Below are 26,775 nucleotides of genomic sequence, written 5' to 3' on the forward strand. Positions count from 1 at the left end.
CGCCCAGCGGGCCCAAAGCGCGGGGACGGGCCCCGTTGTGAAGAAGGTCTAGTAGCCGCCGCGGCCGTAGCCCTTGCCGCCGTAGCCGGGGCCGCAGTCGTCGCCGCAGCCGTATCCCATGCCGCCGTTCATGCCGCCGCTCATGCCGCCGCGATGGTAGCCGCCGTGGTAGCCGTAGCCGTAGCCATAGCCCTTGAGTCCGGTCTTCTTCTCAATGTCGGTGCTGATGGCCAGGCGTTCCTTGTGCATGGCCTCGCGCAGCTTGGCGATGTCGGCCACAAGGGACTGGATGTCGCTGCGCTCGGCCTTGCCGGAGTTGGACAGGGCCTGCAGTTCGGCGTGCTTGGCCCAGATCTTCTCGCGCAGTTCGTAGAGCTTTTCCTGGTGGTCCTCGATAACCTTCTGCACGGTTGCGCGCTGTTCCGCGTTGAGGGCCGGCTGGGCCGGACCAGCTCCGCGACCGCCGCGCGGTCCGGCGAAGGCCACTGCGGAAAGGGCCAGCAGGGAGGCCACGGCCACGAGCATGATGATGCGCTTCTTCATTTGAACAATCCTCCGGGTTGTGGTCTTTGGGTGACACCTGTCCGAATGCCGGGGCAGGCGATGTGCTTGCCTCGTTTTAAGCATCGGGCGTGCCAAGTGTATTTTGTTAATTATTCCAAAGATTGACCGTGGTATAGTCTGGGTTGTTGTGCAGATGTGTGCACTTTCGTGCACAACGATTTGTGTTCGGTCAGGGGCGGATGTTGCACAATTGCTGCTCGCGCAGGGCTTGACGGACGCTCCTGGCGACCCCATTTCCTGGCCGACGAGATGAAGCGGAGGTGAGCGCCATGCCCATGTTTGAATATGAATGCCGTGCTTGCGGCCATGTTTTCGAGGAACTGGTGTTCGGCCAAGAGGACGAGGCTGAACTGCGCTGCCCTGCGTGCGGGGCGGACAAGCCGGATCGCCGCCTGTCCGCCTGCGCCGTGCGTGTGGGCGGCGGGGTCGCTTCGGCCCCGCCGATGGGACCGACCGGAGGGTGCGGCGGCGGAGGCGGCTTTACCTGAGGGGCCTAAGTCCGGGCTCCCGTGCGGAGTCCATTTCAGATTTGCTCCAGCCAGCGGTCCATGCCGCACGCCCCGCAGCCCGCGCAGCCCAACGCCGGGCAGCCGGGACTGTGCACCGCGCGGTCTGCGCGGCCATACTCCCGCCACAAAAGCTGGCGCGAGACGCCGATGTCCACGACCTCCCAGGGGAAGGCTTCGGTTTCGCCGCGCTGGCGGTCCAGGATGTCCGCCGTTTCGGTTTCGAAGCGGCGCATGGCCTTTTTCCAGCCCCCCTCGGCCGCCAGTTCCACTAGCCGGAACGTCTCTTCCCCGCCACGCGAGAGCACGCCCTGCAGCCGCGCCTGAAACGGCGCGTCCACGTGCAAGGCCAAGCCCCGCAATTTGCGGGTCATTTCAGTCAGGCGCTTCTGCCCGGCCAGCAGCCCAGCCTCGGACATCATGGGCGCCCACTGCATGGGGGTGAAGGGCTTGGGCACCAGGCAGCTGGCCCCGAGCGTGATGCGCATGAACTCTCGTGTCCTGGCTCCGTGTCCGCGGTCGCGCGCGGCCATGACCTGCCCCAAAAACGCTTCGAGCTCGTCGTAGTCTTCAGCCGTTTCCCAGGGCCAGCCGATGATGAGGTACAGGCGCAGGTGGTTCACGCCCAGCCGGGCGCAGCGCTCCACCGCGTCAAGGAACACCTCGGCATCCAGCTTTTTGTTGGCCGCGCGCCGCAAGCGTTCGCTCGCGCCCTCCAGGGCCAGGGTGATGGTGCGTATGCCGCACTGGCGAAGGAATTCCAACAATTCTTCGCCCAGGCCATCGGCCCGCAGGGAAGACAGGGAGAATTTGGTCTTGCGGTCGGCCAGCCAGCGGAGAAAGGGCAGCAGGTCCGGCCAGTCGGTAAGGGCCGTGCCCACAAGCCCGACCTTGGGCGGGGCGGCCTCTTCCACAAGCCGCACCAGGTCGTCCATGCGGGCGTGGCGCGGGGGACGGTAGATGTAGCCCGCCGCGCAAAAGCGGCAGGCGTGGGGACAGCCCCGGTTGATCTCCAGCAGCATGGCGTCCGCAAAAGCCGCCTTCGGCCCTGTGAAGCCCGATGCCGCCGGGCAGGCCAAGAGGCCCGGCCGGTCCCGTTCCAGCGCCAGAACGCGCCGCACCGGGAGCGTGCTCATCCCCGGCACGTACAGCCCCGGCATGTCCTTCACGGAGGCCAGAAACTCCTGCTTGGGCACACCGTCGAAGGCCGCGCGCTTCATGGCCAGGCAGAATTCCGTCAGCCCGGCCTCGGCCTCGCCGACCCAGAAGGCGTCCGCCAGCGGGGCCAGCGGAGCGGGGTTCAGAAAGGCCACCGGTCCTCCCACCAGAACCAGGGGGTAGTCCGGGCGTTCCGCCCGTGAAGGCGGAACGCCCGCTGCGGCGAGCGTCCTGAGGAGGGGGAGGAAGTCCTCCTCGAAACTGACGCTCGCCGCCATCAAGGGGAAGAGTGTCAGATCCCTGCCGCTGTCATGCGCGGCAGGCGCGTTAAAGCCCTTGCCGAGGAAGAAGCGTTCCACGGCCAGCCCGGGCTCCTGGGACAGCAGGCGATGCACCACCTGCCATCCCAGGGCCGAGAGACCCATGCCCTCGTCGCCGGGGACCAGAAGCGCCACGGGAAGGCGGCCGCCGAGGTCCGGCGTTTGGGCCGGGGCCTGTCCGGGCCGGGGTGGGCGACCGCGTGACTGCTCGCGCCGCCGCTCCGCCCCGGAAGGGCGCCTGCCCACGGTCTAATCCGCGTTGCGGCGGATGAAGGCCGGGGTGTCCAGGGCCTCATCCTCGAAGAGGAATTCCTCTTCGCCCGCGCCCATGGCGCGCATGGAGGCGTAAGCTTGCCGTCCGTCGCCCGTCTTGACCGCGTTGGCGCGCACGAAGGCGGGCAGATCGCGGTTGGAGTTGGCGATGACCGAGGCGATGGTGCCGGTGCGGCGCAGGCCCTGCTTGGGGGCGACGGGAACCGGGTTCAAGAGCGGCTTGGTCTCCTTCTCCGGCTTGGGCGCGGCCTCGCGCTGGTCGATGCTGGTGGCGATGACGGTGACGCAGAGTTCGTCGCCGGCGTCGGGGTCGGCCACCACGCCGAAGACGATGTTGGCGTCCTCGTGGGCTTCCTTGGCGATGAGGTCGGAGACCTCCTGGATTTCGTCGGTGCTCATGTCCTCGCTGGCGGTGATGTTGAACAGCACCCCGCGCGCCCCGGCGATGGAGACATCCTCCAGAAGCGGGCTGGTGATGGCCTTGAGCGCGGCCTCGCGGGCGCGGTTTTCGCCGGAGGCGATGCCCGTGCCCATGAGGGCCAGGCCGGAGTTGGTCATGATGGCCTTCACGTCCGCGAAGTCCAGGTTGATGAGGCCGTGCACGGTGATGAGGTCCGCGATGCCTTTGACCGCGTAATACAGCACTTCGTCGGCCTTTTTCAGCATGGTGCCGAAGCCGGCCTTTTTGGCGGCCATCTGCAGCAGGCGGTCGTTGGGGATGGTGATGATGGAGTCCACCACCTGCCGCAACTCGGCGATGCCCTTGTCGGCCTGCTGCATACGGCGGCGGCCCTCGAAGTAGAAGGGCTTGGTGACCACGGCCACGGTGAGGGCCCCGGCCTCCTTGGCGGCCTGGGCGATGACCGGCGCCGCGCCGGTGCCGGTGCCGCCGCCCATGCCCGCGGTGATGAACACCATGTCGGTGTTCTGCACCAGCTCGCGCACCTGGTCGATGCTCTCAAGGGCGGCGTTGCGGCCGACCTCGGGATTCGCCCCGGCGCCAAGGCCCTTGGTGAGCTTGCCGCCCAGCTGGATGGTGTGGTCGGCCAGGGACTTCTCGATATCCTGGGCATCGGTGTTGGCCGCGATGAAGCTGACGCCGGACAGGCGCGACTGGATCATGTTGTTGATGGCGTTGCCGCCGCCGCCGCCGCAGCCGATGACTTTGATTTTTGCGCTCATGTCGTTCTCGATCTCGAAATGTGCCATGGGTTCCTCCTCCCAAAAGCTCTTTGGCTACAGTACGTGAAACTTCCCCTTGATCGAAACGCCTCTTAGGCGATGTCGACGAACCACTTCTTCATGCGTCCCAGGATCCGGTTGAAGACGTTGTCCTCGCGGATCCGGAAGTCCCCCCCGCCGGAGTTCGGCACCTGGCGCTTCTCGGCTCCGTAGAGCAGAAGGCCCACCGCCGTGGCGTACTTGGGGTTGTTCACCATGTCGTAGAGGCCGCCCACGTACTCGGGGTAGCCGATGCGCACCGGCAGATCGAAGACTTGCTCGGCCAGGTCCTGCATCCCCGCGATGAGCGAGGTGCCGCCGGTCAAGACCACGCCCGCGGCGATCTGATTCTTGAAGCCGCTCTTGATGAGTTCCTGGTCCACCAGGGCCAGAATCTCCTCGCACCGGGGCTCGCAAATCTCCGCCAGCACGCGTTTGCTCATGGCGCGGGAGTCGCGGCCGCCCACGCTGGGCACCTCGATGCCCTCGTCCACCTTGACCATCTCGGCCAGGGCGCAGCCGTGCTCGATCTTGATCTTTTCCGCGCTGGTCATGGGCGTGCGCAGGCCGAAGGCGATGTCGTTGGTCAGGTTGTTGCCGCCAAGGGCCAGCACCGCCGTGTGCTTGATGGAGTCCTTGGAGAAGATGGCGATGTCCGTGGTGCCGCCGCCCAGGTCCACAAGGCACACGCCGATCTCGCGCTCCTCGTCGGAGAGCACGGACTTGCTGGAGGCCAGGGACTCGAGCACGATGTCGGCCACATCGAGCCCGCTGCGGTGGCAGGAGCGCACGATGTTCTGCGCGCTGGTGACCGCGCCGGTGACGATGTGGACCTTGACCTCCAGCCGCACGCCCGCCATGCCCAGCGGGTCGGCGATGCCGCGCTGGTCGTCCACGATGAACTCCTGCGGCAGGGTGTGGATGACCTCGCGGTCCAGCGGAATGGCCACGGCCTTGGCCGCTTCGATGACGCGGTCCACGTCCTTCTGGGTGACCTCGCCGCCCTTGACGGCGATGACCCCGTGGCTGTTGAAGCCCTTGATGTGGCTGCCGGCGATGCCGGCGTAGACCGAGTGGATCTCGCAACCGGCCATCAGCTCGGCCTCCTCCAAGGCCTTCTTGATGGATTGCACTGTCTGCTCGATGTTCACCACCACGCCGCGCCGAAGCCCTGTGGACGGGCTTGTGCCGACGCCGATGATGTCCACCAGTCCGTCTTCCTTGGCCTCGCCCACCACGGCGCAAATCTTCGTGGTGCCGATGTCCAGGCCGACGATGATGTCGCTCTTGGCCATGTTTTCCTCCCTTGGTTGACTCGCCGATATCCGGCGCTTCCCTATTCTTCCCCGTCAGGAAGCTCCGGGCTTCTGCCTCATTTCAACGGAAATTTTGCCGCCGCTGGCCTCTATGGCCGCCACGCGCCCGGTTTCGCCGCGCAGCTTCAGGTCGCGCCACACGGTTTCAATGCGGTCAAAATGGGTCTGCCAGTCGGTCAGCTCCGCGCGCACACGGATGCGCAGCGCGTCGAGGTACAGCTCCACCTGTCCGGCCTCGCTGAACTTGACCCAGGCCATTTGCCCCAGGGCGAAGGGCAGGGCCTGGCGGTTCATGCGCGCCACCATGGCCGAGACTTCCTCGCGCCTGTCCCCCAGGCCGGGGGCCACTTCCAGCAGGGGAAGCGAAGCCGAATCGCCCGGAGAGAGCTGGGTGATGATCTCGCCCTTGGCGTCGGCGAAGTAGAGCTGGCCGTCCTGCCGCACCCAGAAGGAGGGGTGGCGCTCCACCAGGGTGATGAAAAGCTTGTCCGGCAGCTCGCGGCGCACGGTGACGAATTCCACCCAGGGGTTTTGCGACAGTGCCGCCTCCACCCTGGAAACGTTGACGCCCAGGCTGTTCTGTCCCAGGCGCAGTCCGGCGATCTCCAGCACCTGGCCGTAGGTGAGCCGAAGGTTTCCGGAAACGCCGATTTCCGTAAGCCCCAGGGCCGGGGTGGTGGTGGTCACCCGGTAGACGTAGATAAGGCCGGTGCCGAGCACGCCGAGAATCAGGGCCGAGACCAGGAAGAACATGATGCCCTTCACCGCTCCGCCAGGGTTGATGGGCAGCCTTGGCCTGTCGTCCCGACGGGTTCGGTTGACGCGCACGGGCGCCTTGCGCGCGGGCTGGGTGCGCCGCAGCATTCCGCTTGGCCGCAGGTTCATTTGAGCACCACCACTTCCATTTCAAGCGTGACGCCGGAGCGCAGCCGAACGGCGCGCTGGCCCATGTCGAGAAGCTCCAAAGCCTGGGCCGGGGTGCCTTCGCCAAGGTTTACCAGGAAATTCGCGTGTTTTTCAGAAAACGCCATCCCGCCCAGGCGCTTGCCCCGCATTCCGGCCTGCTCCAGCAGTCTGCCCGCGCTGTCGCATTCAGGATTCTTGAACACACACCCCGCGCTTTTGGCCGTTACAGGCTGGGAGGCGCGCTTTTTCGCGTAGGCCTGCTCCATGCGCTCGCGCACGGCGACGGGGTCGTCGTTGGTGAGGGCGAACTCCGCCTCCCAGATGAGGCTGAAACCCTTGCCGACACCGGCGTCGAAGCGGCGGTAGCCGAATGTGCATTGCGAGGCCTGCCGCCACACAAGTCCGCCTTCCGGGGTCCACATGCGCACGCGGGTCAAGCGGGCGCCGGTCTCCACGCCGTACGACCCCGCGTTCATGGCCACGGCTCCGCCAATGCGGCCGGGAATGCCCGTAAGCCCCTCCATGCCCGAAAGCCCCATGCGCTGGCACAAGCCAAGAAACCGGGGCAGGCCATAGCCCGCGCCCACCCGCACCAGGGCGCCCACGGCCGTGTGCTCGGCCACAGGCCCCTGCACATTGGCCGGGCGCACCAGCGTCAGGTCCAGCGGTCCCTCTGTGGCCAGCATGTTGCTGCCCGAGCCTAAGGCCAACGGGCGGCCGCCCAGGCGCGGAAGCTCTGCCGCCAGCTGGTCCAGATCGGCCTCGGTGCGCGCCACGGCCTCGGCCAGGGCGGGGCCGCCCAGGCGCAGGGTGGTGCGCTCGGAAAGGCGCGGGGTGTGGATCAGCTCAAGTGCCATGTGGTTCCTTTTGCTAGGCTTCTTCCGTCGCGTTGAGCCAGTTCTCGCCAATTTTCCAAATGCTGCCCGCGCCAAGGGTCAAAAACAGGTCGCCGGGCTTCAGGATTTCCTTCAACTGCCGCTCCATGCCCGCAAAGTCCGGGAAGAAGCGCACCTTGGTCTTGCTCACCTGCTTGATGCCCTGGGCCAGGCTCATGCCGTTGACGCCGGGGATGGGCGCTTCGCTGGCCGGGTAGATCTCGGTCAGCAGCAGCAGGTCCGTCTGGGAGAAGGCGGTGCAGAAATCGCCGAAGAGCGCCTGCGTGCGGCTGAAGCGGTGCGGCTGGAAGGCCACCACAAGCCTGCGGTCCGGGTAGCAGGCCTTGGCCGTGTCCAGCGTGGCCTTGATTTCGGCCGGATGGTGCCCGTAATCGTCCACCACGAGCACGCCTGCGCGTTCGCCCTTGCGCTCGAAGCGCCTGCCCACGCCGCCGAAGTTGGCCAGCCCCTGCAGAATGGCCTCTTTGGGCAGCCCGGCTTCCAGGGCCACGCCGATGGCGCCCAGGGAGTTGAGCACGTTGTGCAGGCCGGGGTGGGCGAGGGTCGCCTGGCCCCAGGGCTCGCCGTCCAGGGTCACGCTGAAGATGCTGCGCAGGCTGCTGGCCGTGACCTCGCCGCGCAGGCGGTTCTTCGGCCCCAGTCCGTAAGTGAGGCAGGGGCGCTTGATGTGCGGCAGCAGCCTGGCCACGCCAGGGTCGTCGCCGCAGACTACGTTGACTCCGTAGAAGGGGATGGCGTTCATGAAGGTGGTGAAGGAGCGGTCGATGTCCGCCTGGTCCTTGTAGTAGTCCAGGTGGTCGCGGTCCACGTTGGTCACAACGGTCATGATGGGCGAGAGGCAGAGGAAGCTGCCGTCGGATTCGTCGGCCTCGGCGATGAGAAACTCGCCTTCGCCCAGGCGCGCGTTGGAGCCGTAGGTGTTGAGCCGACCGCCGATGATGACCGTGGGGTCCAGCCCGGCCTCGGTGAAGATGGTGGCCAAAAGCGAGGTTGTGGTGGTCTTGCCGTGGGTTCCGGCCACGGCGATGCCGGTGCGCATCCGCATGAGCTCGGCCAGCATCTCCGCACGGGGGATGATGGGGACGGACAGCTCGCGCGCACGCACAAGCTCTGGATTGCCGTCCTGGATGGCCGTGGATTTGACCACGACGTCGGCCTGGCCCACGTTGTCGGCCCCGTGGCCGATGAACACCTGTGCGCCGAGTTTCTTGAGCCGGTGCACGGCGGCGCCCGCGGCCATGTCCGAGCCGGTGACGGTGAAGCCCATGTTCAGCAACACTTCTGCAATGCCGCTCATGCCGGCCCCGCCGATGCCCACCATGTGCACGGTGGACACCCTGCTGTACATGGCCGGGCTGGCGCTGCGTCCCGGCACGGGGATGCGTTTTTCGTTCGTCGCGTCCATATCAACGGTTCCTCATCACCGCGCGCCCGGGCATCACGCCTCGGCGCACAGCTCCTCCAGGCCGTCCACGATGCGGCTGGCGGCATCTGGCCTGGCAAAGGTTCTGGCCGCGCGGCCCATGGAGGCCAGGCGCGCCGCGTCGTCCAGCAGCCCGGCCGCCATGTCGGCCAGGGTGCGGGCGGAAAGCTTCTTCTGATCCAGCAGCACTGCCGCACCCAGGTCGGCCAAGTGTTCGGCGTTCACACGTTGGTGGTCGTGGGCCGCCTGGGGGAAGGGCACCAGAATGGACGGCGCGCCCGTGGCCGCCAGCTCGAAAATCGTGGACGCCCCGGCCCGGCACAGGACCAGGTCGGCCCAGGCGTAGGCTTGCGCCATGCCCTCGATGAAACCGTGCGCGCAGGACGGGTCTGCTCCGGCCTTGGCGTAGGCCTCGCGGATGCGCGCCTCGTCGGCCGCGCCCGTCTGGTGCAGGAGGTTCACCCCTGCGGCCTGGAGCAGGGGCAGGGCTTCCAGAACGGCATCGTTCAGCGGTTTGGCCCCTTGGCTGCCGCCCAGCACCAGCAGGTTGCGGCGATTCGTGGCCTCCGGGCGCTTCGCCTCGGCGATGTCGGCGCGCACGGGGTTGCCGGTGCGCGTCACCTTGAGCGCCGGGAACAGGCCGCGTTTGTCGTCGAAGGACACGAACACCCGTCCGGCAACCTTGGCCAAAACGCGGTTGGTGACGCCCGGCACGGAGTTCTGCTCGTGCACGGCGCAGGGAATGCGCAGCAGGGCTGCGGCCAGCACCGGGCAGAAGCCCGCGTATCCGCCGAAGCCGATGACCGTCTCCGGCCGGAAGCGCCTGAGTTGGCGCGCGGCCAGCGCAATCCCGCGCGCAACGCCGAAGAGCGACAGCACGCCCTTGACGCCCCGACCCAGCACGCCGCTGGCGGGCAGGGCGGCGAAATCCAGTCCGGCCTTGGCCGCAAGCCGCCCCTCCGGACCCGACGCGCCCAGGAAGAGCACGGCGGCCTTGGGAGCGCGGCGCTTCACCTCCGCGGCCACGCACAGGGCCGGGAAGATGTGCCCCCCGGTGCCGCCGGTGGTGACCACCAGCCGCGTGATGTTTTTGCGGGCGCTCATGTGCGGCTCCTGGACAGGTTGAGCAGGATGCCGACGCAGATGAAGGAGGCGAGCAGCGAACTGCCGCCGTAGCTGATGAAGGGCATGGGCACGCCCTTGGGCGGCACGGTGCCCAGCACCACAGCCAGGTTGAGGCAGAAGCCCAGGGCCAGGATGACGCTCATGCCGAAGGCCGCGAAGCGCTCCATGAGGTCCTCCTGCAGGAAGGCCACCCGGAAGGCGCGGATGAGCATGAAGCCCACCAGGAGGAAAATGAGCGAGATGCCGAAGAATCCCAGCTCTTCGCCCACAACGGCCATGATGAAGTCGTTGTGGGCCTCTGGCAGGAAGAAGAGTTTTTGCTTGCCTGCGCCAAGCCCCGCGCCGAAGAACTTGCCGGAGCCGAAGGCGTAGAGCGACTGCACCAGTTGGTAGCCTTCGTCCTTGGCCACGGCGAAGGGGTCCAGGAAGGCGGTCCAGCGCTTCAGCCTGTACGGGGCGGAGGCGATGAGCATCCATCCCGCCCAGGCGCTGATGGCGGCGGAAAGGAGCAAGTAGATGATGCGGGTGCCGCCAACGAAGCACATGAAGAACAGAATGAAGCACATGAACGCCGCGCCGCCGAAGTCGGGCTGCATCATCAGCAGTCCGCACAGCACGCCGGTGACGGCGAAGGGTGGAATGACGCCCACGCTGAAGGACTTGGCCTGCACCAGCTCCTGCTTTTTGGCGAAGAAGAAGGCCAGGTACAAGGCCAGGGCGATCTTGGCGAACTCCAGAGGCTGCAGCGAAAAGGGGCCCAGCGGTATCCAGCGGCGGCTGCCGCCGATGACCGCGCCCACCACCTGGCAGAGCACCAGGAGCGCCACGGCCAGGAACACCCACAGATACGTGTGGTTGAAGAAGAAGCCGCGTTTCACCCTCGCGCAGAAGATCATGACCCCGGTGCCCACAAGTGCGAACAGCGCTTGCTTCTTGAAAAACAGGTACTTGTCGCCGAAGAAGCGTTCGGCCATGATGCCGGAGCTGGAAAAGACCATGATGAGCCCGAACCCGGCCAGCAGCAGGGCCGAGAACAGCAGCCAGAAATCCATGGGATAGTATTGCACGTTGCGGCGCTGGTTCATCGCCCACCCCCATGTTCGCTGGCGATGGCCTGGGCCACGCGGACGAAGTCGCGGCCGCGTTCGGTGTAGCTGGAATAGGCGTCGAAACTCGCCGTGGCGGGAGAAAGCAGGATCACGTCGCCCGGTTTGGCCTGGCCGAACTGGCGGCGCACCGCTGCTTCAAGGGTCTGGTCCCAGCTCACAGGGAAATGCGGGGCGAGCACGGGCTCGAACACCTCGCGCGCGGCGCCGAAGAGCCCGATGGACGCCACCCTGCCGGTGAGCGTGGGCAGCATGGAGGCGACATCGCCCCCCTTGAACACACCGCCCAGAAGCAGCCGCACCGGCCTGCCGAAGCTCTTCACCGCCGCGCACACCGAATCCAAAGTGGTCGCTTTGGAATCGTTGACGAACAGCACGCCGTTGGTCTCGCCAACGGGTTCGATGCGGTGGGCCAGGGCGTGGAACTCGGCCACGGCCTTGCGCGCCTGGGCCTCGGTGACGCCGAAGGGGCGCACCATGCGCCACGCGGCGGCGATGTTCTCGCGGTTGTGCGCGCCGGGCAGGCCGGGGCAGTCGAAGTCCGTGTCCTCGGCGGCAAAGCCTTCCACCCGCGCCTTGGTGAAGCCGCGAGCCACAAGCTCCGCGCGCATGGACTCGGGCACCACGGCGGTGCAGCCGTGGTCCTGCCGGGCAAAGAGCTGCAGCTTGGCCTGGAGGTACTCCTCCATGTCGGCGTGGTAGTCCAGGTGGTTGGCCGAGAAGTTCAGCAGGGCCGCCACGCGCGGCGCGAAGCTCCGGCAGTTCTGCAACTGGAAGCTGGAGATCTCGATGACCAGCACATCGGCCGCGCGTTCGGCCATGAGGTAGTCGCACAGCGGTGTGCCGATGTTGCCGCCGACAAACACCGACAGTCCGGCGCTTTCCAGAATGCGGCCCACAAGGGTTGTCGTGGTGGTCTTGCCGTTGGTGCCGGTGATGGCGATGACCGGTTCGGTAAGGAACCAGGAGGCGAATTCCATCTCCGCCACCACGCGGGCCGGGTCCACGTCCGCCAGCACAGGGGCAAGCTTCTTCACAGGCACGCCGGGGGAGAGCACCACAAGGTGCGCATCCGCGAACTGGGCCGGAGTGTGCGGCCCCGCCTCAAGCGTCAGGCCAACGGAAGCGGGGTCGGCATGGACCTTCTGGAGCACGCCTGGCGAGAGATCGGGCTTGGCGTCCACCAGCCGCACGCGCGCGCCGAGCGAAAGCAGGAAGCGGCACGCGGCCAATCCGGAGACCCCCGCCCCGACCACAACGGCCTGACGATTCTCGAAAATCTTTAGACTTTGAAAGATGCCGACTGTCCTGTCCATGCCGATCACCTAGCGCAGCTTGAGCGTGCTCAGGGCCATCAAGGCCATGAGGATGGAAAGGATCCAGAACCGGATGATGATCTTGGATTCCGGAATGCCCTTGAGTTCGAAGTGGTGGTGCAGGGGGGCCATGCGGAAGAAGCGTTTGCCGCCGGTCATCTTGAAGTAGCCCACCTGGAGGATGACCGAGAGGGTTTCAAAGACGAACACGCCGCCAACCAGCGCCAGGATGAGTTCCTGCTTGGCCAGCACGGCGATGAAGCCCAGCGTGCCGCCGAGCGAAAGGGAGCCCACGTCGCCCATGAACACCTGGGCCGGGTAGGCGTTGAACCACAGGAAGCCCAGGCCCGCGCCCACCAGCGCCCCGCAGAACACCGTCACCTCGCCCACGCCGGGCACGGGGGTGATGTTCAGGTACTGGGCGATGACCGCGTTGCCTGCGGCGTAGATGAACAGGGCGAAGCAGGCCGCGCTCACCACCACGGGGCCGATGGCCAGACCGTCCAGGCCGTCGGTGAGGTTCACGGCGTTGGAGGCGGCCACCAGCACCAGCACGGCGAAGGGCACGTAGAAGAGCCCCAGGTTGGGGTGGATGTGTTTGAAAAAGGGCACCGAAAGCATGGTGGAGTAGGCGGGCTGGAACAGCAGCAGGGTGATGGCCGCGCCCGCCACCAAAAGCTGGCCGGCCAGCTTGGCGCGGGGCGAAATGCCCTTGTTCTGCTTCTTGACCACCTTGGTGTAGTCGTCCCAGAAGCCTACAGCGCCAAAGCCCAGGAAAACCAGCAGGGTGAGCCAGATGTAGACGTTCGTCAGGTCGGCCCAGAGCAGCACGCTGGGCACGAGGGCGGCGGCGATGATCAGGCCGCCCATGGTGGGAGTGCCTTCCTTGGCCTGGTGGCAGGTGACTTCCTGCAGGATGTGCTGGCGGCAGCGCAGGGCCTTGAGCCATTCGATGAGCCTGGGGCCGAACAGAACGGAGATCACCAGCGCGGTGAGCAACGCGTACACGCTGCGGAAGGTGATGTAGCGGAAGACGTTGAACAGCGTGAACTGTGCCGCCAGGGGGACAAGCAGATGATAGATCATGCGCGCCCCCCCGTGTGTGCAAGGCCCGCCAGAAGCGCCTTGGCGTGTTCTTCCATGCGGCAGGAACGCGAGCCCTTCACCAGGATGGTGCCCCCGCCGGAAAGCCCGGCAAGGGCCTCAAGCACCTGGCCAGGTGCGTCCACGCGCGTCACGGCGACGCCGGGAGCGCCCTGGGCCACTGCCTGGGCGTATTCGCCCTGAAAAAATACGGAATCGGGCGCGGCTGCGGCGATGGCCGCGCCAAGCTCCCTGTGCGCTTCCATTGCGCCGGGGCCAAGCTCCTTCATGTCGCCCAGCACCAGCACCAGTCGTTCCTTTCCCGCCAGCAGGCGCGCGGCCTCGATGCTGCGGCGCATGGACAGCGGGTTGGCGTTGTAGGTGTCGTCCACCACACGCCAGCACCCGGACTCGGCGCAGCAGAAGCGCTGGTCAGGCAGGTTCGCTCCTGCCAGGCCGGAGGCGATGCGTTCGGCGTCGAGTCCCAGCATGTGGCAGGCGCCGACAACGGCAGCGGCGTTCTCGGCGAAGTGCGCGCCGCAGGCGGGCAGCTCGGCCCAGAAGGCCTGTCCGTCCATGATGACTTCATAGAGCCCGCCGCCCTCTGACAGCGTTTCCTCGAAGCGTGCGTAATACTTGGCGAAGCTGTTTTTGGTGGAAAAGCCTTCCACGTCCGGCAGCAGGGCCTGGGCCTCGGTCCAAAGCTCCGGGTAGTCCATGCAGCACAAACCGCGCCCGCCGGGGGCCAGATGCCGCAAAAGCGACGCCTTGGCGCGGGCCACGCCGGAGAGGTCGCCCAGGCCCTGCAAATGCGCGGGGCCGATGTTGAGCACCACGGCAAGGTCCGGGGCGATGATGGGGCCGAGTTCGTCCATGTCGCCGGGCTGGCTGATGCCCAGTTCCATGACCCAGGCGTCCTCCGTGCCATCGGCGGAGAGGATGGACAGGGGCAGGCCGATCTGGTTGTTGAAATTCTTGTGGTTCTTGGCCACGCGCAGCACGCCGCCCAGGGTCTGGGCCAGAAGCTCCTTCAGGGTCGTCTTGCCCGCCGTGCCGGTAACCGCCACCACCCTGGTCCCTTCGCGCGCGCCGAAGCGGTCGCGCCAGCAGCGGGCCAGGCGGCCCAGGGCCTTTTGCGTGTCGTCCACCACCACCACGGGGCAGGGCAGGCCCGGAAGCTCGCGGGCGGCCACGATGCACGCCGCGCCCGCCTGGGCGACGGTCTGGGCGAAGTCGTGGGCGTCGAACCGTTCCCCCCTGAGGCAGAAGAAGAGGTCGCCGGGGGCGACGGCGCGGCTGTCCGTGCACACGCGCAAGAGCTCCCGGTCCGCATCGGGACCGGAATACGCCTCGCCGTTCAGGCACAGGACCACATCGCGCAGGGAGAGCTTCATCCCTTGACCTCGTGCACCGCCCGCTTCACCGCTTCGACATCGGAGAAGGGGTGTTTGACATCGCCCACCTGCTGGTAGGCCTCGTGGCCCTTGCCCGCCACAAGCAGAGCGTCGCCGGGCTCAAGCAGGGCCACGGCCTTGAGCAGGGCCTGGTAGCGGTCGGCGTCCTCGATGACGCTCCTGGCCTTTTCCAGGCCGGGGCGCACATCGGCCATGATGGCCAGCGGATCTTCGTGGCGGGGGTTGTCCGAGGTGAGCACGCAGACGTCCGCCAGTTCGGCCACGGCGCGGCCCATGAGCGGCCGCTTGGTGCGGTCGCGATCGCCTCCGCAGCCGAACACGGTGATCAGCCGCTTGAAACCGGCGTTGCGCAGGGCGCGCTGCACGTTCACAAGCGCATCCGGCGTGTGGGCGTAGTCCACGAAGATGTCCAACCCATGGCTGTTGGACACGCGTTCCAGCCTGCCGGGGACCCCGGTGAAGGGGGCGAGCGGCTGCATGTCCGCCGGGCCCAGGCCCAGGCCCAGGGCCACGGCTTGCGCCGCCAGCAGATTGGAGGCGTTGTGCCTTCCCACCAGTCCGGACTTGAGGCTCCAGCACTTGCCTTCCCATTCCATGCGCAGATGCAGGCCGGTGGCCGTGCATTCCACCAGGCTACCGCGCAGCATGGGACCGTCGCCGCTTTGCGCGTCGTCCAGTGTGAAGCCCAGCGCGTCCGGGAATTCCTTCAGCAGCCGCGCGCCGTAAGGGTCGTCGGCATTTGCGGCCTTGTGCTTGTCCGGACGCGGGTATGCGCCGAAAAGCAGGCGTTTGGCCTGGTAGTACGTTTCGAAATCGTGGTGGTAGTCCAGGTGGTCCTGGGTCAGGTTGGTCAGCGCGGCGGCATCGAACTCCAGCCCGGCCACGCGCTTTTGGTGCAGGGCATGGGAGCTGGCCTCCATGATGACCGTATCCACCCCGGAGGCGGACATCTGGGCGAAGAGCTCGTGCAGCCGCCAGCAGCCGGGGGTGGTCAGGCTGGCGTCCACGCTGTGGCCGGGCCAGCGGTAGGCCACTGTGCCCAGCACGCCCACGCTGCGGCCGCAGGCGGAAAGCAGGCCTTCCAGAAGGTAGCTCACCGTGGTTTTGCCGTTGGTGCCGGTTATGCCCACCACCTGCATGGCCTGCTCGCGGGTGTTGAAATAGGCGTCGGCGAGTTCGCCCAACGTTTCAGCCGGATCCTCCACGCGCACGAGCGAGACCTGGAGATCGCCCGGCACGGCCGTCTCCTGGTCGACAACGATCCAGGAAGCCCCGCGGGCGATGGCGTCGGCAAGGTATGCCGCGGCCTTGTCCACCGCGCTGGGCATGAGCACGAAAACCTCGCCGGGAAGCACCTTGCGCGAGTCTGTGCGGACCATGAGCCCCCTGCCGACAAGCGCCAGCAGTTCGTTGAAGCGCGGGCCGTTCACTGCTTGGCCTCCTTATCTCCCTGTCCCAGCCAGAGGATGAACCCTCCGTCCTTGGCCGTGGTTCCGCCATCTGGCCAGGGTTCGCCCGGTGCGGGCTTCTGGTTCGTTATTTCCATGCCGCCGCCCTTGAGCGAGGGCACGATGCCGCGTTTGCCGAGGACTTCCAGCGCCCTGCGCACGGACAGCCCCATGAGGTTCGGCACCGTGGCGCCGCCGCCTTCCGCAGTGGGCGGGTGCGGGGCGCGCGCGGTCATGCTGCTTTCGGAAACGTCCTCCTGCCTGGGGACTTTGGCCTCTGGCAGGCGGCCGTAATAGGCCAGTGTCTTGAGGGCGATGTCGCGCACGGCGGGGGCGGCCACCACGCCGCCATAGACCACCGGGGTGGGCTCGTCCACGGCGACCATGAAGATGAACTCCGGCTTCTCCGCAGGCACGATGCCGACAAAGCTGGCCACGATGCCTTCGCCATACCCCTTGCCAGCGCCGCCCACCTTCTGTGCGGTTCCGGTCTTGCCGGCCATGCTGACTCCGGGAATGCGCGCCACCTTGCCGGTCCCGTCCTCCTCGACGACTTCGCGCATCATGGAAAGCACGCTGTCCGCGGTCTGCGCGCTGAACACGCGCGCGGGCTCGGGCAGTTCCTCGGCCGGGGGATCGAGCACCAGGCGCAGCGGGCGCGCAACGCCCTTGTTGGCCAGGCAGAGGTAGGCCTTGGCCATTTGTAGGCTGGTGACGCCGATGCCCTGTCCAAAGGACATGGCCGCCAGGTCGAATTCCGTCCATTCCTTGGCCTGGCGCAGGATGCCCGGCGATTCGCTGGGCAGCCCCAGGCCAGGGCGTTCGCCGAAGCCCAGGCCGCGCAGGGTGTTGTAGTAGGGCTGCGCGCCCAGGGCCAGGCCGATCTTGGCCGTGCCGATGTTGCTTGAGTAGCGCAGCACCCGGTTGGCCGAAAGCCAGCGATACGGGTGGGTGTCGCGGATGGTCTTGCCGCGCAGGGTCCATTTGCCGTTTTCGCAGTCGAAGACCTTGTTGGGGTCCACCACCTTGTTTTCCAGGGCGGAGGCAAAGAGGAAGGGCTTCATGGTGCTGCCCGGCTCGTAGATGTCCAGGGCGGCGCGGTTTCTGCGCACCGCGGGCTTGGTTTGCCGCGGGATGTTGGAATTGAAGAACGGGTAGTGGGCCAGGGCCAGGATGTCGCCCGTTTCCACGCGCACGACCATGGCCATGCCCGAACGACCGTTGAAGCGCGTCACCGCGTCCGCAAGGGCCTGTTCGGCGGCGTCCTGCACAACGGTGTCGATGGTCAGCCGCACGTCTTGCCCGCGGATGTTCATCTCGCGGCCTTCGTCGTCCAGGTACAGCCTCCGGCCGGAGGCGTCGCGCTGGACCACGAACTTGGCGCGTCCACCGGCCATGCGTTCGTCAAAGAGGTTCTCGACGCCTTCCAGCCCCTTGCCGTCCACATCCACGAAGCCGAGCACCTGCCCGGCCAGGTGCCGGTTGGGATACATGCGGCGGAATTCGCTGGTGAGGTGGATGCCCGGCAGATTGGCCTGCGCCAGGGCCTGGGCCTCGGCATCGTCGATTTGCCGCTTGACCCAGACGAAGCCCTTGCGCGAGGAGAGATCCTTCTGCAGGTTTTTCCTGGGAGCGCCCAGAATTTGCGCCAGCACCTGCGCGGTGCGGGCGGGGCTCTGTATCTCAACGGGCGAGGCGTACACGCTCTTGCTCTCCACGCTGGTGGCCAACAGGGCGTTGTTGCTGGCGTAAATGCGCCCGCGCTCGCCCAGTTCGAACTCCGTGGCCAGGTTCTGCTTGCCCGCCGCGGCGGAGAGCGTCGGCCCGAGGAAGAGCTGCACGTATCCCGCGCGGCACCACAAGGCCAGCCACAAGGACGCGAACACGAACGCGACGAAGACCAGCTTGAGCCTGACCACGTCCGTCTTGGTTCGGGCCTCCTTGGGCCGCTTGCGCTCGATGCGACTTTTGACCGCCATCTTCCATGATCCTTGCCGTTACTTGCCGTCTTCGGCGGACTGGGGCTTGCCCTGGTCCGTCATGATGCGCATTTGCCCCGGCCCCACGGGGATCAGCCCGTACACGGCGGCCAGCCGCTTCAGGCGATAGGGCGAAAGAAGATTGTTGCGCTCCACCTCAAGCTTGGTCGCCAGCGCCGTGCGGTTGCCCAGCTCCTTCTCCAGCTTGTTCAGGTCGTAGGCCAGGTCCATGCGCTCAATGTTGAGCCACACGCTGGAAAGCCCCAGCACAAGCACCCCCGCTATGGCCAGGAAAAAGGCCCCGACCCAGCCCTTGAGCCTGCTCACCGCGCACCTTCCGCGCCGGGCAGGCGCTCCGCCACGCGCAGCTTGGCGCTGCGGCTTCTGGGGTTGCGGTCCACTTCAAGCTGGGTGGGCTGCTGGGGCTTCTTGGTCAGCACCTTCAGAACCGGGATGCGGTCGCAGGTGCACACGGCCTGCTCAAGCGGACAGCGGCAGCCCTTGGCCCAATAGCGGAAACTCTCCTTCACCACGCGGTCCTCGGCGGAGTGGAAGGAGATGACGGCCACCCGGGCGCCCGGCTTCAGGCGGGTCACAATGCGTTCAAGAAAATACGACAATTCCTCAAGCTCATGATTCACGGCCATGCGCAGCCCCATGAAGGTGCGCGTGGCCGGGTGATTGCGCGCCTCGCGGCGGCGGTCGGGGGGGTACGCCCTGCTGACGATTTCCGCAAGCCGTGACGTGGTGGCGATCTCGGCCTGCTCGCGCGCGCGGATGATGGCCCGGGCGATCTTGCCGCCCAGCGGCTCCCCGCCCAGGTCGCGGATGATGCTCCTGAGGTCCTCGTAATGCGTCCGGTTTACGATGACCTTGGCCGAATCCATTCCGCTCGTGGCGTCCATGCGCATGTCCAGCGGCCCGTCCTGATGAAAGCTGAAGCCCCGCTCCGCCTCGTCCAACTGCAGCGAACTGACGCCCAGGTCCAGCATGGCCCCGTCCACCGCGTCCCAACCCGCCTCGTCCAAGGCTTCCTCGAACCTGCTGAAGGGCAGGTGGAAGGTCTTGGCGCGGCCGGGAAATTCCTCAAGACGCTTGCGGGCCAGGGCCAGCGCCTGCTCGTCGCGGTCCAGGCAAACCAGTTCGGCCGCGCCGCCGCTTGCCCGCAGAATGCCCAGGCTGTGCCCGGCCAGACCCAGGGTTCCGTCCAGGTAGCGCCCGCCCGGACGGGGAGAGAGATGCCCCACCACCTCTTCGAGCATCACCGGGATGTGGGGAACCTTTTCAGCCTCGGACATTTCCGCTCTCCCCCTAGAAGGGCAGCTTTATATTGGCCTGGGCCATCTCCGTGGAGACGTCCTCGGGGGTTTGCTCAAGAAGGGCCTCGAAGCGGTCCTTGTCCCATATTTCCATGCACTTGCCGCCGCCAACCAGCACCACGTCGCGGTCAAGGCGTCCGCTTTTGCGCAGGTGCGTGGGCAGTTGGATGCGGCCCTGCTTGTCGAGCACCACCTCCACGTAACCGGCAAAGGCCACGCGGCGGATGTTCTGCAGGGTGGGCGAGGGGGTGGCGGGCTTCTCCAGCTCGGCCACGAAGGCGTCCCACTGGGCCGGGGTGATGCCGATGATCTGCCCCTGGTAGATGGTCAGCACCAGCCGCCCGTCCTGCGATTCCGCCAGGAACTGGTCGCGGAACTCCGGGGTCAGCATGAGCCGACCCTTGGGATCCAGACTGCGGTGTGCGTGGCCAAGAAGTCTCACGTGTTCCCCTCTTCACTCCACTGTTTCCCACGAATTACCACTTCGCCCCACCTTTTTACGAAATTCAAACGGAAGTCAACACAAAAACCGTTTTCATCCGCCGGAAATGCGGTTAGTACTCGGTCCAGCACCGGCGCTGTATTTGGGGCTGGTGGTGAAGAGCAAGCAATGCCTAGTGGTTGGATGCCATGCTTCTGTCATAGACCGGAGCGATGTTTTTTGAGCCGACCGATAGAAGGAGAGCCCTTATGCACACCAAGATCATCGCCACCCTTGGCCCCGCAACGGAGACCGAAGAGGCCATCACAGCCCTGGTGGACGCCGGGGCGCGCATCTTCCGGCTCAATTTCTCCCACGGCGGCAAGGAGGGCTTCGTCAAGCTGGTGGGCATCATCCGCGCCCTGGAGCAGAAGACCGGCCTCACCCTGACCATTCTGCAGGATCTCTCCGGTCCCAAGATCCGCACCTGCGACATCGGCCGCGGCACGCTGGACATCGCCAAGGGGGCCGAGGTGCTGCTTGGCGCCCCCGGGCAAGAGGAAGGCCGTGACGAGCCCTTCATCTGCCTGGACCAGCCCGCGCTTCTGCGCAGCATCAACGTGGGCGAAACCGTGGCCCTTTCCGACGGCATGTTGCAGTTCAACGTGGTGGCCCGCGAGGGCGACCTGCTGCTGCGCCTGCGGGCCGAGAATTCCGGCATCGCCCCGGCGCGTAAGGGCATCGCCTTTCCCGGCAAGACCACGCCGCTGGCGGCCTTCACCGCCAAGGACAAGGACGACTTGGCCATCGGCATGGAGCTTGGCGTGGATGTGGTGGCCATGTCCTACGTGCAGAAGGCCGACGACATTTGCCACCTGAAGGCCGAGATGCGGAACATGGGCCGCGTGCTGCCCGTCATCGCCAAGCTGGAGCGGCAGAGCGCCATCCAGGGGCTGGACCGCATCCTTGAGGAGTGCGACGGCGTGATGGTTGCGCGCGGCGATTTGGGGCTTGAGTGCGAGCTGGCCCAGCTGCCCGCCCTGCAGAAGCGCATCATTAACGCGGCCAACGCCGCGGGCAAGCCGGTCATCGTGGCCACGCAGATGTTGTTGTCCATGGTTTCAAGCCCCATGCCCACCCGGGCGGAGACCACGGACGTGGCCAACGCCATCTTGGACGGGGCCGATTGCATCATGCTCTCGGAGGAGACGGCCATCGGCAAATACCCGGACAAGGCCGTGGCCTTTATGCGCAAAATCGCCACCTGGGCCGAGGAATTCTACTTCGAGAACCAGGGCGCCAACCCCAAGCCGCCCAGCGACCAGGAGCATCCGGCCAAGTTCCTGGCCTATTGCGCCTGCCTGCTGGCCCAGAAGACCCGCTCCAAGGCGCTGGTCACGCACTCCACCTCCGGGTCCACGGCGCGCATTCTGGCGGCGTGCCGGCCCAAGCAGCCGCTCTTCGCCCTGTCCCCGGACAGCCGCGTGCGCCACTTCACCAACTTCTCCTGGGGGGTGACCCCGGTGTCGCCCATCTCCGAGGAGGACAACCACCAGGAACGGGCCGAACGCTTTGTGCGCGAGTCGCCCCTGTTCAGCGGCGGCGATGTGGTTGTGGTTACCGCGGGGCAGCCCAAGCGAGGACAGTTGCAGACGCAAACCAACGTGGTCAAGGTCTACGAGAAATAGCCCATGGCCGCATCGGACAAAAAGGCCAGCATCGCCGACGCCCTGGATGAGCAGTACTACCAGATCAACCTGGACATCCTGGAGAGCTTCAGCAAGTACCGGCCGCCATTGAACCTGTTCCGGTTCAAGGAGGACGTGGCCCGCGTGCTGCCCTATTGCAAGGCCGGTGAGCGGCTTTCAAACGAGCAGGTGGAGCAGCTGGCCCAGCTGGTGGACGAGGGCCTGGTCTTCGTCTCGCGCGCCGACCACCCGGTGTACGTCAAGCACATCAGCTACCAGCTGGACCTGGTGCTGGTGGACAAGAACCTGCACGAGACCGAAATCGCCGACATCTTCACCCAGGCGCTCACCCGGCGGCTGGGGGAGTTCTTCGCCCAGCCCGTGCCCATGGTTTTCGCCAAGCTGTGGACCGACATGATGGTGCTTACCGAGTACCTGTTCCACGACGCCCACCGCATCCGGGCGCTTTCCCGGCGCCTGCACCCCACGCACAACCTGTGCAACCACTCCTTCAACTGCGGGGTCATGGGCCTGGCCGTGCACATCAAGGCCAACGCCCAGCACTACGAGGCCGGGGAGGTCAAGCGCAAGTTTTTGGATCACCTGACGGCAGGGCTGTTTCTGCACGACCTGGGCATGACCAAGATTCCGGCCTTTTTGCTGGAAAAGGACAAGCCCCTCACCGGGGACGAGCGGGCCAAGGTGCAGCGCCACACCCAACTGGGCTACGAAATGTTGGCCAAGCTGGACCTGCGTTTTCCCGAGGTGGAGGAGTGCGTCACCGACCATCACGAGCGCCTGAACGGCTCCGGCTACCCGCAGAAGAAGCAGGCCCCGGCCCTGGGCCAGGCGGCCCGGCTTTGCGCCCTGGTGGACAGCTTCTGCGCCATGACCGTGAAACGCCCTTTCGCCCCGGCCATGGAGCCGGCCAAGGCCGCGGCCCTGCTCGCCCAGGACGCCGCCTACGACCAGGAGCTTTCCCGCGTGTTGCAGGCCCTGGTGATGCTTGCGGGCAAAAAGTAGCCGCGGCTTGCAGGCGGGGAGACTCCTGCCTTAGCCGAAACACTCCATGAGCACCACGGTAAAGATAAGCGCGGGCAGCATGTTGGGCAGGGAAATGCGTTTGAGCTCCAGCAGGTTGATGCCCGTGCCGATGGTCATGACCCCGCCTACGGCGGAGAGTTCCGTCACGGTCTTGGCGTCGATGTGGCTGGCCAGCTTGGCCGCCAGCATGGTCAGCGACCCTTCGTAAAAGAGCACCGGAATGGCCGAGAGCACTGCTCCCACGCCGTACACCGAGGCGAAGGCGATGGTGGTCAGCCCGTCCAGAAAGCTCTTGGTGGAGAGCAGGGTCAGGTCGCCGCGCGCGGCCTCGTCCAGCGGCCCAAGAATGGCCAGCGATCCGCAGCAGAACACGGTGACCGAGAGCACCAGCCCATCGGCGAAGCGCGGGTTTTTCGAGCGCAGCCGACCCTTTATCCACAGGCTGGCGGCGGTCATGCGGTCCTCTAGGCGCAGCAGCCCGCCCACCACGCCGCCGCACACTAGGCTGGCGATGAGAATGGCCGGGCTTGTGCTGCGCAGGGTGAGGCGTATGCCCACCGCCAGCACCGAAAGCCCCAGGCCCTGGAATATGCATGCGCGCACGGCCTCGGGCAGAAAACGTCCCAGGCCGAGCCCGGCCAGGCCCCCGGCCAGGATCGCTCCCGCGTTCATGATGGCGCCAGTCGGCAGCATGGAGACTCCTTTCGCGCGCCCTTCTGGCGGACGCGACATATCGGCTCCGGGCGCTCATGGCGCCGGAGAATGGTTGCGTGGGGGCGTGTTCAGGCCTTGGAGCCGACGAGGTTCTGCCGCGCGCGGGCCAGCACGCGCCTGCACAGGCTCAGTTCATGGGCGTCGATGCCCGCGCAGGCCTGGTCCAGCACGCCCTGCACCAGGGCCGCCAGGACAGGCATGTCCGCGCGGCCCCGCTCGCTGAGGGCCAAGAGCCGCTCCCGCCGATCGGACGCCCCGGGCTTGCGGCGCACGTAGCCCTGGCGCTCCAGCCCGGCCACCAGCCGTGCGATGGTGGTTTTGTCCTTGATGAGCCGCTGTCCCAGCTCCTGCTGGGTGAGGCCTTCGGCGTCCCAGATATGCACGAGGGCGGTCCATTGCTCGCCGGTCACCGCGTGGCCCCCGGCCGCGAATTCCTGGTTGATGCGCCGGAGCACGGCCTTGGAGAACTGCGTTGCCAGATGGCCCAGGGAGTCCCTGAGCAGGTATCGTGATGACGTTGGATGCATGAAGTTGTTGTATGCAACTTGTTTCGGGCGGTCAAGCCGCAGCCGTCCTGGCGGGAATTGCCGCCAATTTCCCTCTTGAAATGCGTAGCGGAGGCATTACATTGCCGACCTTGCGCCAGCGGCGACACGAATGCGGAGCGAGGAGGAACCGGGATGCAGAAGGGAGAAAAGGGCGGAGCCAGGCGGATTGGATGGCTTGTTCTGGTTGCGGCGTTGGCCGTGCTGGCCGGGTGGTTGTTCCGACCGGAGCTGGGGCGTCTGCTGGGCCGCGAGGAAGCCCAGCCCAGGGCGGTCACCGCGCGTGGCGACCTGGCCGCAGATGAAAAAAGCACCATAGATCTTTTCGAGCACTCCAAGGACGCGGTGGTCTTCATCACCACCACCCAGCGCGTGGTGGAGTTCTGGAGCCGCAATGCGTTCACCATCCCGCGCGGTGCGGGCTCCGGTTTTCTTTGGGACGAGAAGGGCCATGTGGTGACCAACTACCACGTCATCGCCGGGGCCGCAGAGGCCAGGGTGCGCCTTTCCGACGGCAAGGAGCATGTGGCCGCGCTGGTGGGGGCCAGCCCCATGCACGACCTGGCCGTGCTGCGCATCGACGCCAAGTCCGAGCGGGCGCCGCTGCCCGTGGGCTCCTCGGCGGACCTCAAGGTGGGGCAGAAGGTTTTCGCCATCGGCAACCCCTTCGGCCTGGACTGGACCCTCACCACGGGCATCGTCTCCGCCCTGGACCGCTCCCTGAAAGGGGATGACGGCGCGGTCATCGAGCACCTCATCCAGACCGACGCGGCCATCAATCCCGGCAATTCCGGCGGCCCGCTCCTGGACTCCGCCGGAAGGCTCATCGGGGTGAACACCGCCATCTACAGCCCCTCCGGCGCAAGCGCCGGGGTGGGCTTCGCCGTTCCCGTGGACACGGTGAACCGCGTGGTGCCGCAGCTCATCGCCAAGGGCCGCTACCTGCGCCCGGCGCTTGGCATCGAGGTGGACCAACGCGTGAACGAGTACGCCGCTGCGCACATGGACGTGAAGGGCGTGCTGGTGCTGCGGGTGCGCCCGGGGTCCGGGGCGCAGGCGGCCGGGCTTGTGGCCGCGCGCGTGAACCCGGACGGCTCCTTCACTCCGGGCGATGTCATTACCCATGTCGAGGGCAAGGCCGTGGAGTCCGTGCAGGCGTTGCTTTCGCGTCTGGACGACTTCCGGCCCGGCGATACCGTGCGGTTGACCCTGCTGCGTGATGGAAAAGAGGTTGAGGCCGCTGTGATGCTGCAGGCGGAGGGCGCCCAGGCGGGTTAGGCCGCTGGCCGGGTGCGCCGGGGGATCATGGACAGGACGTTCTCCATCTCGGCGTTGTGCACGGGCTTGCCCACGTAGTGGTCCATGCCCGCCTTGAGGAAACGCTCCTTGTCGCCGGGCAGGGCGTAGGCCGTGAGCGCCACGATGGGCACGCCGGAACGCTCGGGGTCGGATAGGGCGCGAATGGCCTCGGTAGCTTCCAGGCCGTCCATCTCCGGCATCTGGATGTCCATGAGCACGCAGTCGAAGCCGTCCCGCCGCACGGCCGCCACGGCGTCGCGCCCGTTGCCGCAGCATTCCACGCTGTGGCCCATCTTGCGCAGCATCAGGGCTGTGGCCAATTGGCTGATGGGTTCGTCCTCGACCAGAAGGACGCGCAAGGGAAGGGCGGAGTCGCGCGGGGGCGTGGCCCTGGGGCTTCCGTTGGCGCGGGGGCCTGCCGCGCGGGCTTTCAGGGCTATGGTTATGGCTGTGCCCGCGCCTTCCTCGCTGTCCACCAGAATGCCGCCTCCCAGGAACTCCACCATGCGCTTGACGATGGCCAGGCCCAGGCCCGCGCCCTCGAACTTGCGCAGGTAGGAGGCGTCCACCTGGGTGAAGCGCCGGAACACCTGGGCGATCTTGCCGTCCGGGATGCCGATGCCCGTGTCGCTGACGGTGATGTAGAGGTGCAATACCGATGGGTCGCGGCCTGAAGGCTGGGTCCAGCACTCCAACCGCACGGAGCCGCCGGGCGTGTATTTTACCGCGTTGCCCACGAGATTGAAGAGGATCTGGTGCAGGCGGGCCTCGTCGCCCAAAATCTGCTCGGGCACGCCCGGATCCACCGAAGCGGTGAGGGCGAGTTTCTTTTCCCGGCAGGGCACCAGGAAGACGCACAGCACGGCCTTGAACAGCTCGCGCAGGGAAAAGGGCTTGCTTGCGGGCTCCGCCTGACCGGAATCCATGCGCGAAAGCTCCAGGATGTTGTTCAGCAGGGACAGAAGCCTGCGCCCGGCCTCGTGGGCCATGCCTGTGTAGGTCTCGCGTTCCTGCTTGTTCAGGGGTCCGCGCAGCACCTGCAGCATTCCCAGTACGCCGTTCAGCGGCGTGCGTATCTCATGGCTCATGTTGGCCAGGAACTCGCCCTTGGACACGTTGGCCGCCTCGGCTTCCTCCTTGGCGCGCCTGAGGTCGGCTTCGGCCTGCTTGCGGGCGGTGTCGTCCTGGACGATGAGCAGCAGAAAGTCCGGCTCTCCCGCCGGATCGCGGATGAGCGTCGCTTCGATGCGCACCCAGACATGCCCGCCTGAACGCGTGACGGCGCGGCGTTCCCACGCGACCGGGCGCGATCCTTGGGCGGGCGGCCGGAGCAGCAGCCCCAGACCGTCCTCCTGGTCTTCGGCGGACAGTATGTCCTGTACGGCCTTCCCCGGCAGGGTTCCCGAAGGGTAGCCGAGAATTTCGCGGAGCCTGGCGTTGACGCGCAGCCAGCGTCCCGAAAGGGCGACATGGGCCATGCCAACGGAAGCCTGCTCGAAGGTGGCCTCAAGGCGTTGCTGGGCGCGCAGATCCTCGTCCTGCCGGGAGCGTTTGGGAGCCGGCGCATCGGCAGGCCCCTTTGGGACCGCTTGATCTGGCTGGTTGGACATGGCGCTTTCCTGTTGCCTTCCCGTCGGGGGGGATGGTGATGCCGGGAAAAGGGTATTGACCCATCTATCCCGCTATCCCC

24 protein-coding genes are annotated in these 26,775 nt (G+C 66.6%); 4 read left to right on the forward strand and 20 right to left on the reverse strand.

From position 1 onward, the window contains the following. Window positions 1–48 precede the first annotated feature (48 nt). Window positions 49–543, reverse strand: a complete 495-nt coding sequence (locus tag CHB73_RS04105; protein ID WP_179216887.1) for a Spy/CpxP family protein refolding chaperone — start codon at window positions 541–543, stop codon at window positions 49–51. Window positions 544–833: 290 nt separating this feature from the next. Here CHB73_RS04105 and CHB73_RS04110 point away from each other — a divergent pair, with 290 nt between their 5' ends. Then, entirely contained in the window at window positions 834–1,052 is a 219-nt protein-coding gene (locus tag CHB73_RS04110; protein ID WP_089272414.1) for an FmdB family zinc ribbon protein, read from the forward strand. Between the two features lie 35 nt (window positions 1,053–1,087). Here CHB73_RS04110 and CHB73_RS04115 read toward each other — a convergent pair whose 3' ends face one another. From CHB73_RS04115 to CHB73_RS04190, 16 genes are all read right to left on the reverse strand, one after another. After that, on the reverse strand, window positions 1,088–2,683 hold the full coding sequence (locus CHB73_RS04115) for a radical SAM protein (RefSeq protein WP_327438366.1): 1,596 nt from the start codon (window positions 2,681–2,683) through the stop codon (window positions 1,088–1,090). Window positions 2,684–2,797: 114 nt separating this feature from the next. Next, the gene (ftsZ, locus tag CHB73_RS04120; protein WP_089272416.1) at window positions 2,798–4,030 is read right to left on the reverse strand and encodes a cell division protein FtsZ; all 1,233 of its coding nucleotides are present in this window, start codon (window positions 4,028–4,030) and stop codon (window positions 2,798–2,800) included. Between the two features lie 65 nt (window positions 4,031–4,095). Next, complete coding sequence (ftsA, locus tag CHB73_RS04125) at window positions 4,096–5,337, reverse strand: cell division protein FtsA (protein WP_089272418.1); 1,242 nt, start codon at window positions 5,335–5,337, stop codon at window positions 4,096–4,098. A 54-nt stretch (window positions 5,338–5,391) separates the two neighbouring features. Then, window positions 5,392–6,243: a cell division protein FtsQ/DivIB gene (locus CHB73_RS04130; RefSeq protein ID WP_089272420.1), complete on the reverse strand. Its 852-nt coding sequence runs from the start codon at window positions 6,241–6,243 to the stop codon at window positions 5,392–5,394. Next, on the reverse strand, window positions 6,240–7,121 hold the full coding sequence (gene murB / locus CHB73_RS04135; RefSeq protein WP_089272422.1) for a UDP-N-acetylmuramate dehydrogenase: 882 nt from the start codon (window positions 7,119–7,121) through the stop codon (window positions 6,240–6,242). Before murB ends, CHB73_RS04130 begins: the two co-directional genes overlap by 4 nt. Before the next feature lie 13 nt (window positions 7,122–7,134). Then, window positions 7,135–8,508 carry a UDP-N-acetylmuramate--L-alanine ligase gene (murC, locus tag CHB73_RS04140; protein ID WP_089273353.1) on the reverse strand — a complete coding sequence of 458 codons (1,374 nt, stop codon included), beginning with the start codon at window positions 8,506–8,508 and terminating at the stop codon, window positions 7,135–7,137. A gap of 90 nt (window positions 8,509–8,598) precedes the next feature. Continuing rightward, on the reverse strand, window positions 8,599–9,669 hold the full coding sequence (murG, locus tag CHB73_RS04145) for an undecaprenyldiphospho-muramoylpentapeptide beta-N-acetylglucosaminyltransferase (RefSeq protein ID WP_179216933.1): 1,071 nt from the start codon (window positions 9,667–9,669) through the stop codon (window positions 8,599–8,601). A gap of 14 nt (window positions 9,670–9,683) precedes the next feature. After that, window positions 9,684–10,793 (reverse strand): putative lipid II flippase FtsW, encoded by a 1,110-nt coding sequence (ftsW, locus tag CHB73_RS04150; protein ID WP_089272426.1) that lies wholly within the window; start codon window positions 10,791–10,793, stop codon window positions 9,684–9,686. Beyond that, a complete protein-coding gene (murD, locus tag CHB73_RS04155) occupies window positions 10,790–12,130 on the reverse strand; it encodes a UDP-N-acetylmuramoyl-L-alanine--D-glutamate ligase (protein WP_089273355.1) in 1,341 nt (446 codons plus the stop codon). The genes ftsW and murD overlap by 4 nt, the downstream gene beginning before the upstream one ends. A gap of 9 nt (window positions 12,131–12,139) precedes the next feature. Further along, window positions 12,140–13,216, reverse strand: a complete 1,077-nt coding sequence (mraY, locus tag CHB73_RS04160) for a phospho-N-acetylmuramoyl-pentapeptide-transferase (protein ID WP_089272428.1) — start codon at window positions 13,214–13,216, stop codon at window positions 12,140–12,142. Then, window positions 13,213–14,607, reverse strand: coding sequence for a UDP-N-acetylmuramoyl-tripeptide--D-alanyl-D-alanine ligase (locus CHB73_RS04165; RefSeq protein WP_089272430.1), 1,395 nt, complete (start codon window positions 14,605–14,607; stop codon window positions 13,213–13,215). The genes mraY and CHB73_RS04165 overlap by 4 nt, the downstream gene beginning before the upstream one ends. After that, window positions 14,604–16,007, reverse strand: coding sequence for a UDP-N-acetylmuramoyl-L-alanyl-D-glutamate--2,6-diaminopimelate ligase (locus CHB73_RS04170; protein WP_089273357.1), 1,404 nt, complete (start codon window positions 16,005–16,007; stop codon window positions 14,604–14,606). Before CHB73_RS04170 ends, CHB73_RS04165 begins: the two co-directional genes overlap by 4 nt. Window positions 16,008–16,054: 47 nt before the next feature. Further along, window positions 16,055–18,055 carry a penicillin-binding transpeptidase domain-containing protein gene (locus CHB73_RS04175; protein ID WP_089272432.1) on the reverse strand — a complete coding sequence of 667 codons (2,001 nt, stop codon included), beginning with the start codon at window positions 18,053–18,055 and terminating at the stop codon, window positions 16,055–16,057. Window positions 18,056–18,073: 18 nt separating this feature from the next. Then, window positions 18,074–18,382: a hypothetical protein gene (locus tag CHB73_RS04180; protein WP_089272434.1), complete on the reverse strand. Its 309-nt coding sequence runs from the start codon at window positions 18,380–18,382 to the stop codon at window positions 18,074–18,076. Beyond that, on the reverse strand, window positions 18,379–19,353 hold the full coding sequence (gene rsmH, locus CHB73_RS04185) for a 16S rRNA (cytosine(1402)-N(4))-methyltransferase RsmH (protein ID WP_089272436.1): 975 nt from the start codon (window positions 19,351–19,353) through the stop codon (window positions 18,379–18,381). Before rsmH ends, CHB73_RS04180 begins: the two co-directional genes overlap by 4 nt. Before the next feature lie 13 nt (window positions 19,354–19,366). Beyond that, window positions 19,367–19,816: a division/cell wall cluster transcriptional repressor MraZ gene (locus CHB73_RS04190; protein WP_089272438.1), complete on the reverse strand. Its 450-nt coding sequence runs from the start codon at window positions 19,814–19,816 to the stop codon at window positions 19,367–19,369. 248 nt (window positions 19,817–20,064) lie between these two features. Here CHB73_RS04190 and pyk point away from each other — a divergent pair, with 248 nt between their 5' ends. Both pyk and CHB73_RS04200 read left to right on the forward strand, forming a co-directional pair. After that, window positions 20,065–21,483 (forward strand): pyruvate kinase, encoded by a 1,419-nt coding sequence (gene pyk / locus CHB73_RS04195; protein ID WP_089272440.1) that lies wholly within the window; start codon window positions 20,065–20,067, stop codon window positions 21,481–21,483. Between the two features lie 3 nt (window positions 21,484–21,486). Further along, window positions 21,487–22,506: an HD-GYP domain-containing protein gene (locus CHB73_RS04200; protein WP_089272442.1), complete on the forward strand. Its 1,020-nt coding sequence runs from the start codon at window positions 21,487–21,489 to the stop codon at window positions 22,504–22,506. Between the two features lie 30 nt (window positions 22,507–22,536). On the opposite strand, the gene CHB73_RS04205 is transcribed toward CHB73_RS04200, so the two are convergent. Together CHB73_RS04205 and CHB73_RS04210 are read right to left on the reverse strand one after the other, a co-directional pair. Continuing rightward, window positions 22,537–23,220, reverse strand: a complete 684-nt coding sequence (locus CHB73_RS04205; protein WP_089272444.1) for a DUF554 domain-containing protein — start codon at window positions 23,218–23,220, stop codon at window positions 22,537–22,539. An 89-nt stretch (window positions 23,221–23,309) separates the two neighbouring features. Then, window positions 23,310–23,768 carry a MarR family winged helix-turn-helix transcriptional regulator gene (locus CHB73_RS04210; RefSeq protein ID WP_089272446.1) on the reverse strand — a complete coding sequence of 153 codons (459 nt, stop codon included), beginning with the start codon at window positions 23,766–23,768 and terminating at the stop codon, window positions 23,310–23,312. 153 nt (window positions 23,769–23,921) lie between these two features. Here CHB73_RS04210 and CHB73_RS04215 point away from each other — a divergent pair, with 153 nt between their 5' ends. After that, window positions 23,922–25,064 (forward strand): S1C family serine protease, encoded by a 1,143-nt coding sequence (locus tag CHB73_RS04215; protein ID WP_089272448.1) that lies wholly within the window; start codon window positions 23,922–23,924, stop codon window positions 25,062–25,064. Here the strand turns inward: CHB73_RS04215 and CHB73_RS04220 are convergent. After that, window positions 25,061–26,695: a PAS domain-containing hybrid sensor histidine kinase/response regulator gene (locus CHB73_RS04220; protein WP_089272450.1), complete on the reverse strand. Its 1,635-nt coding sequence runs from the start codon at window positions 26,693–26,695 to the stop codon at window positions 25,061–25,063. The genes CHB73_RS04215 and CHB73_RS04220 overlap by 4 nt on opposite strands. Between the last annotated feature and the right edge of the window lie 80 nt (window positions 26,696–26,775).

Source organism: Humidesulfovibrio mexicanus (assembly GCF_900188225.1).
In the GTDB taxonomy this organism is placed as follows: Bacteria; Desulfobacterota; Desulfovibrionia; order Desulfovibrionales; family Desulfovibrionaceae; genus Humidesulfovibrio; species Humidesulfovibrio mexicanus.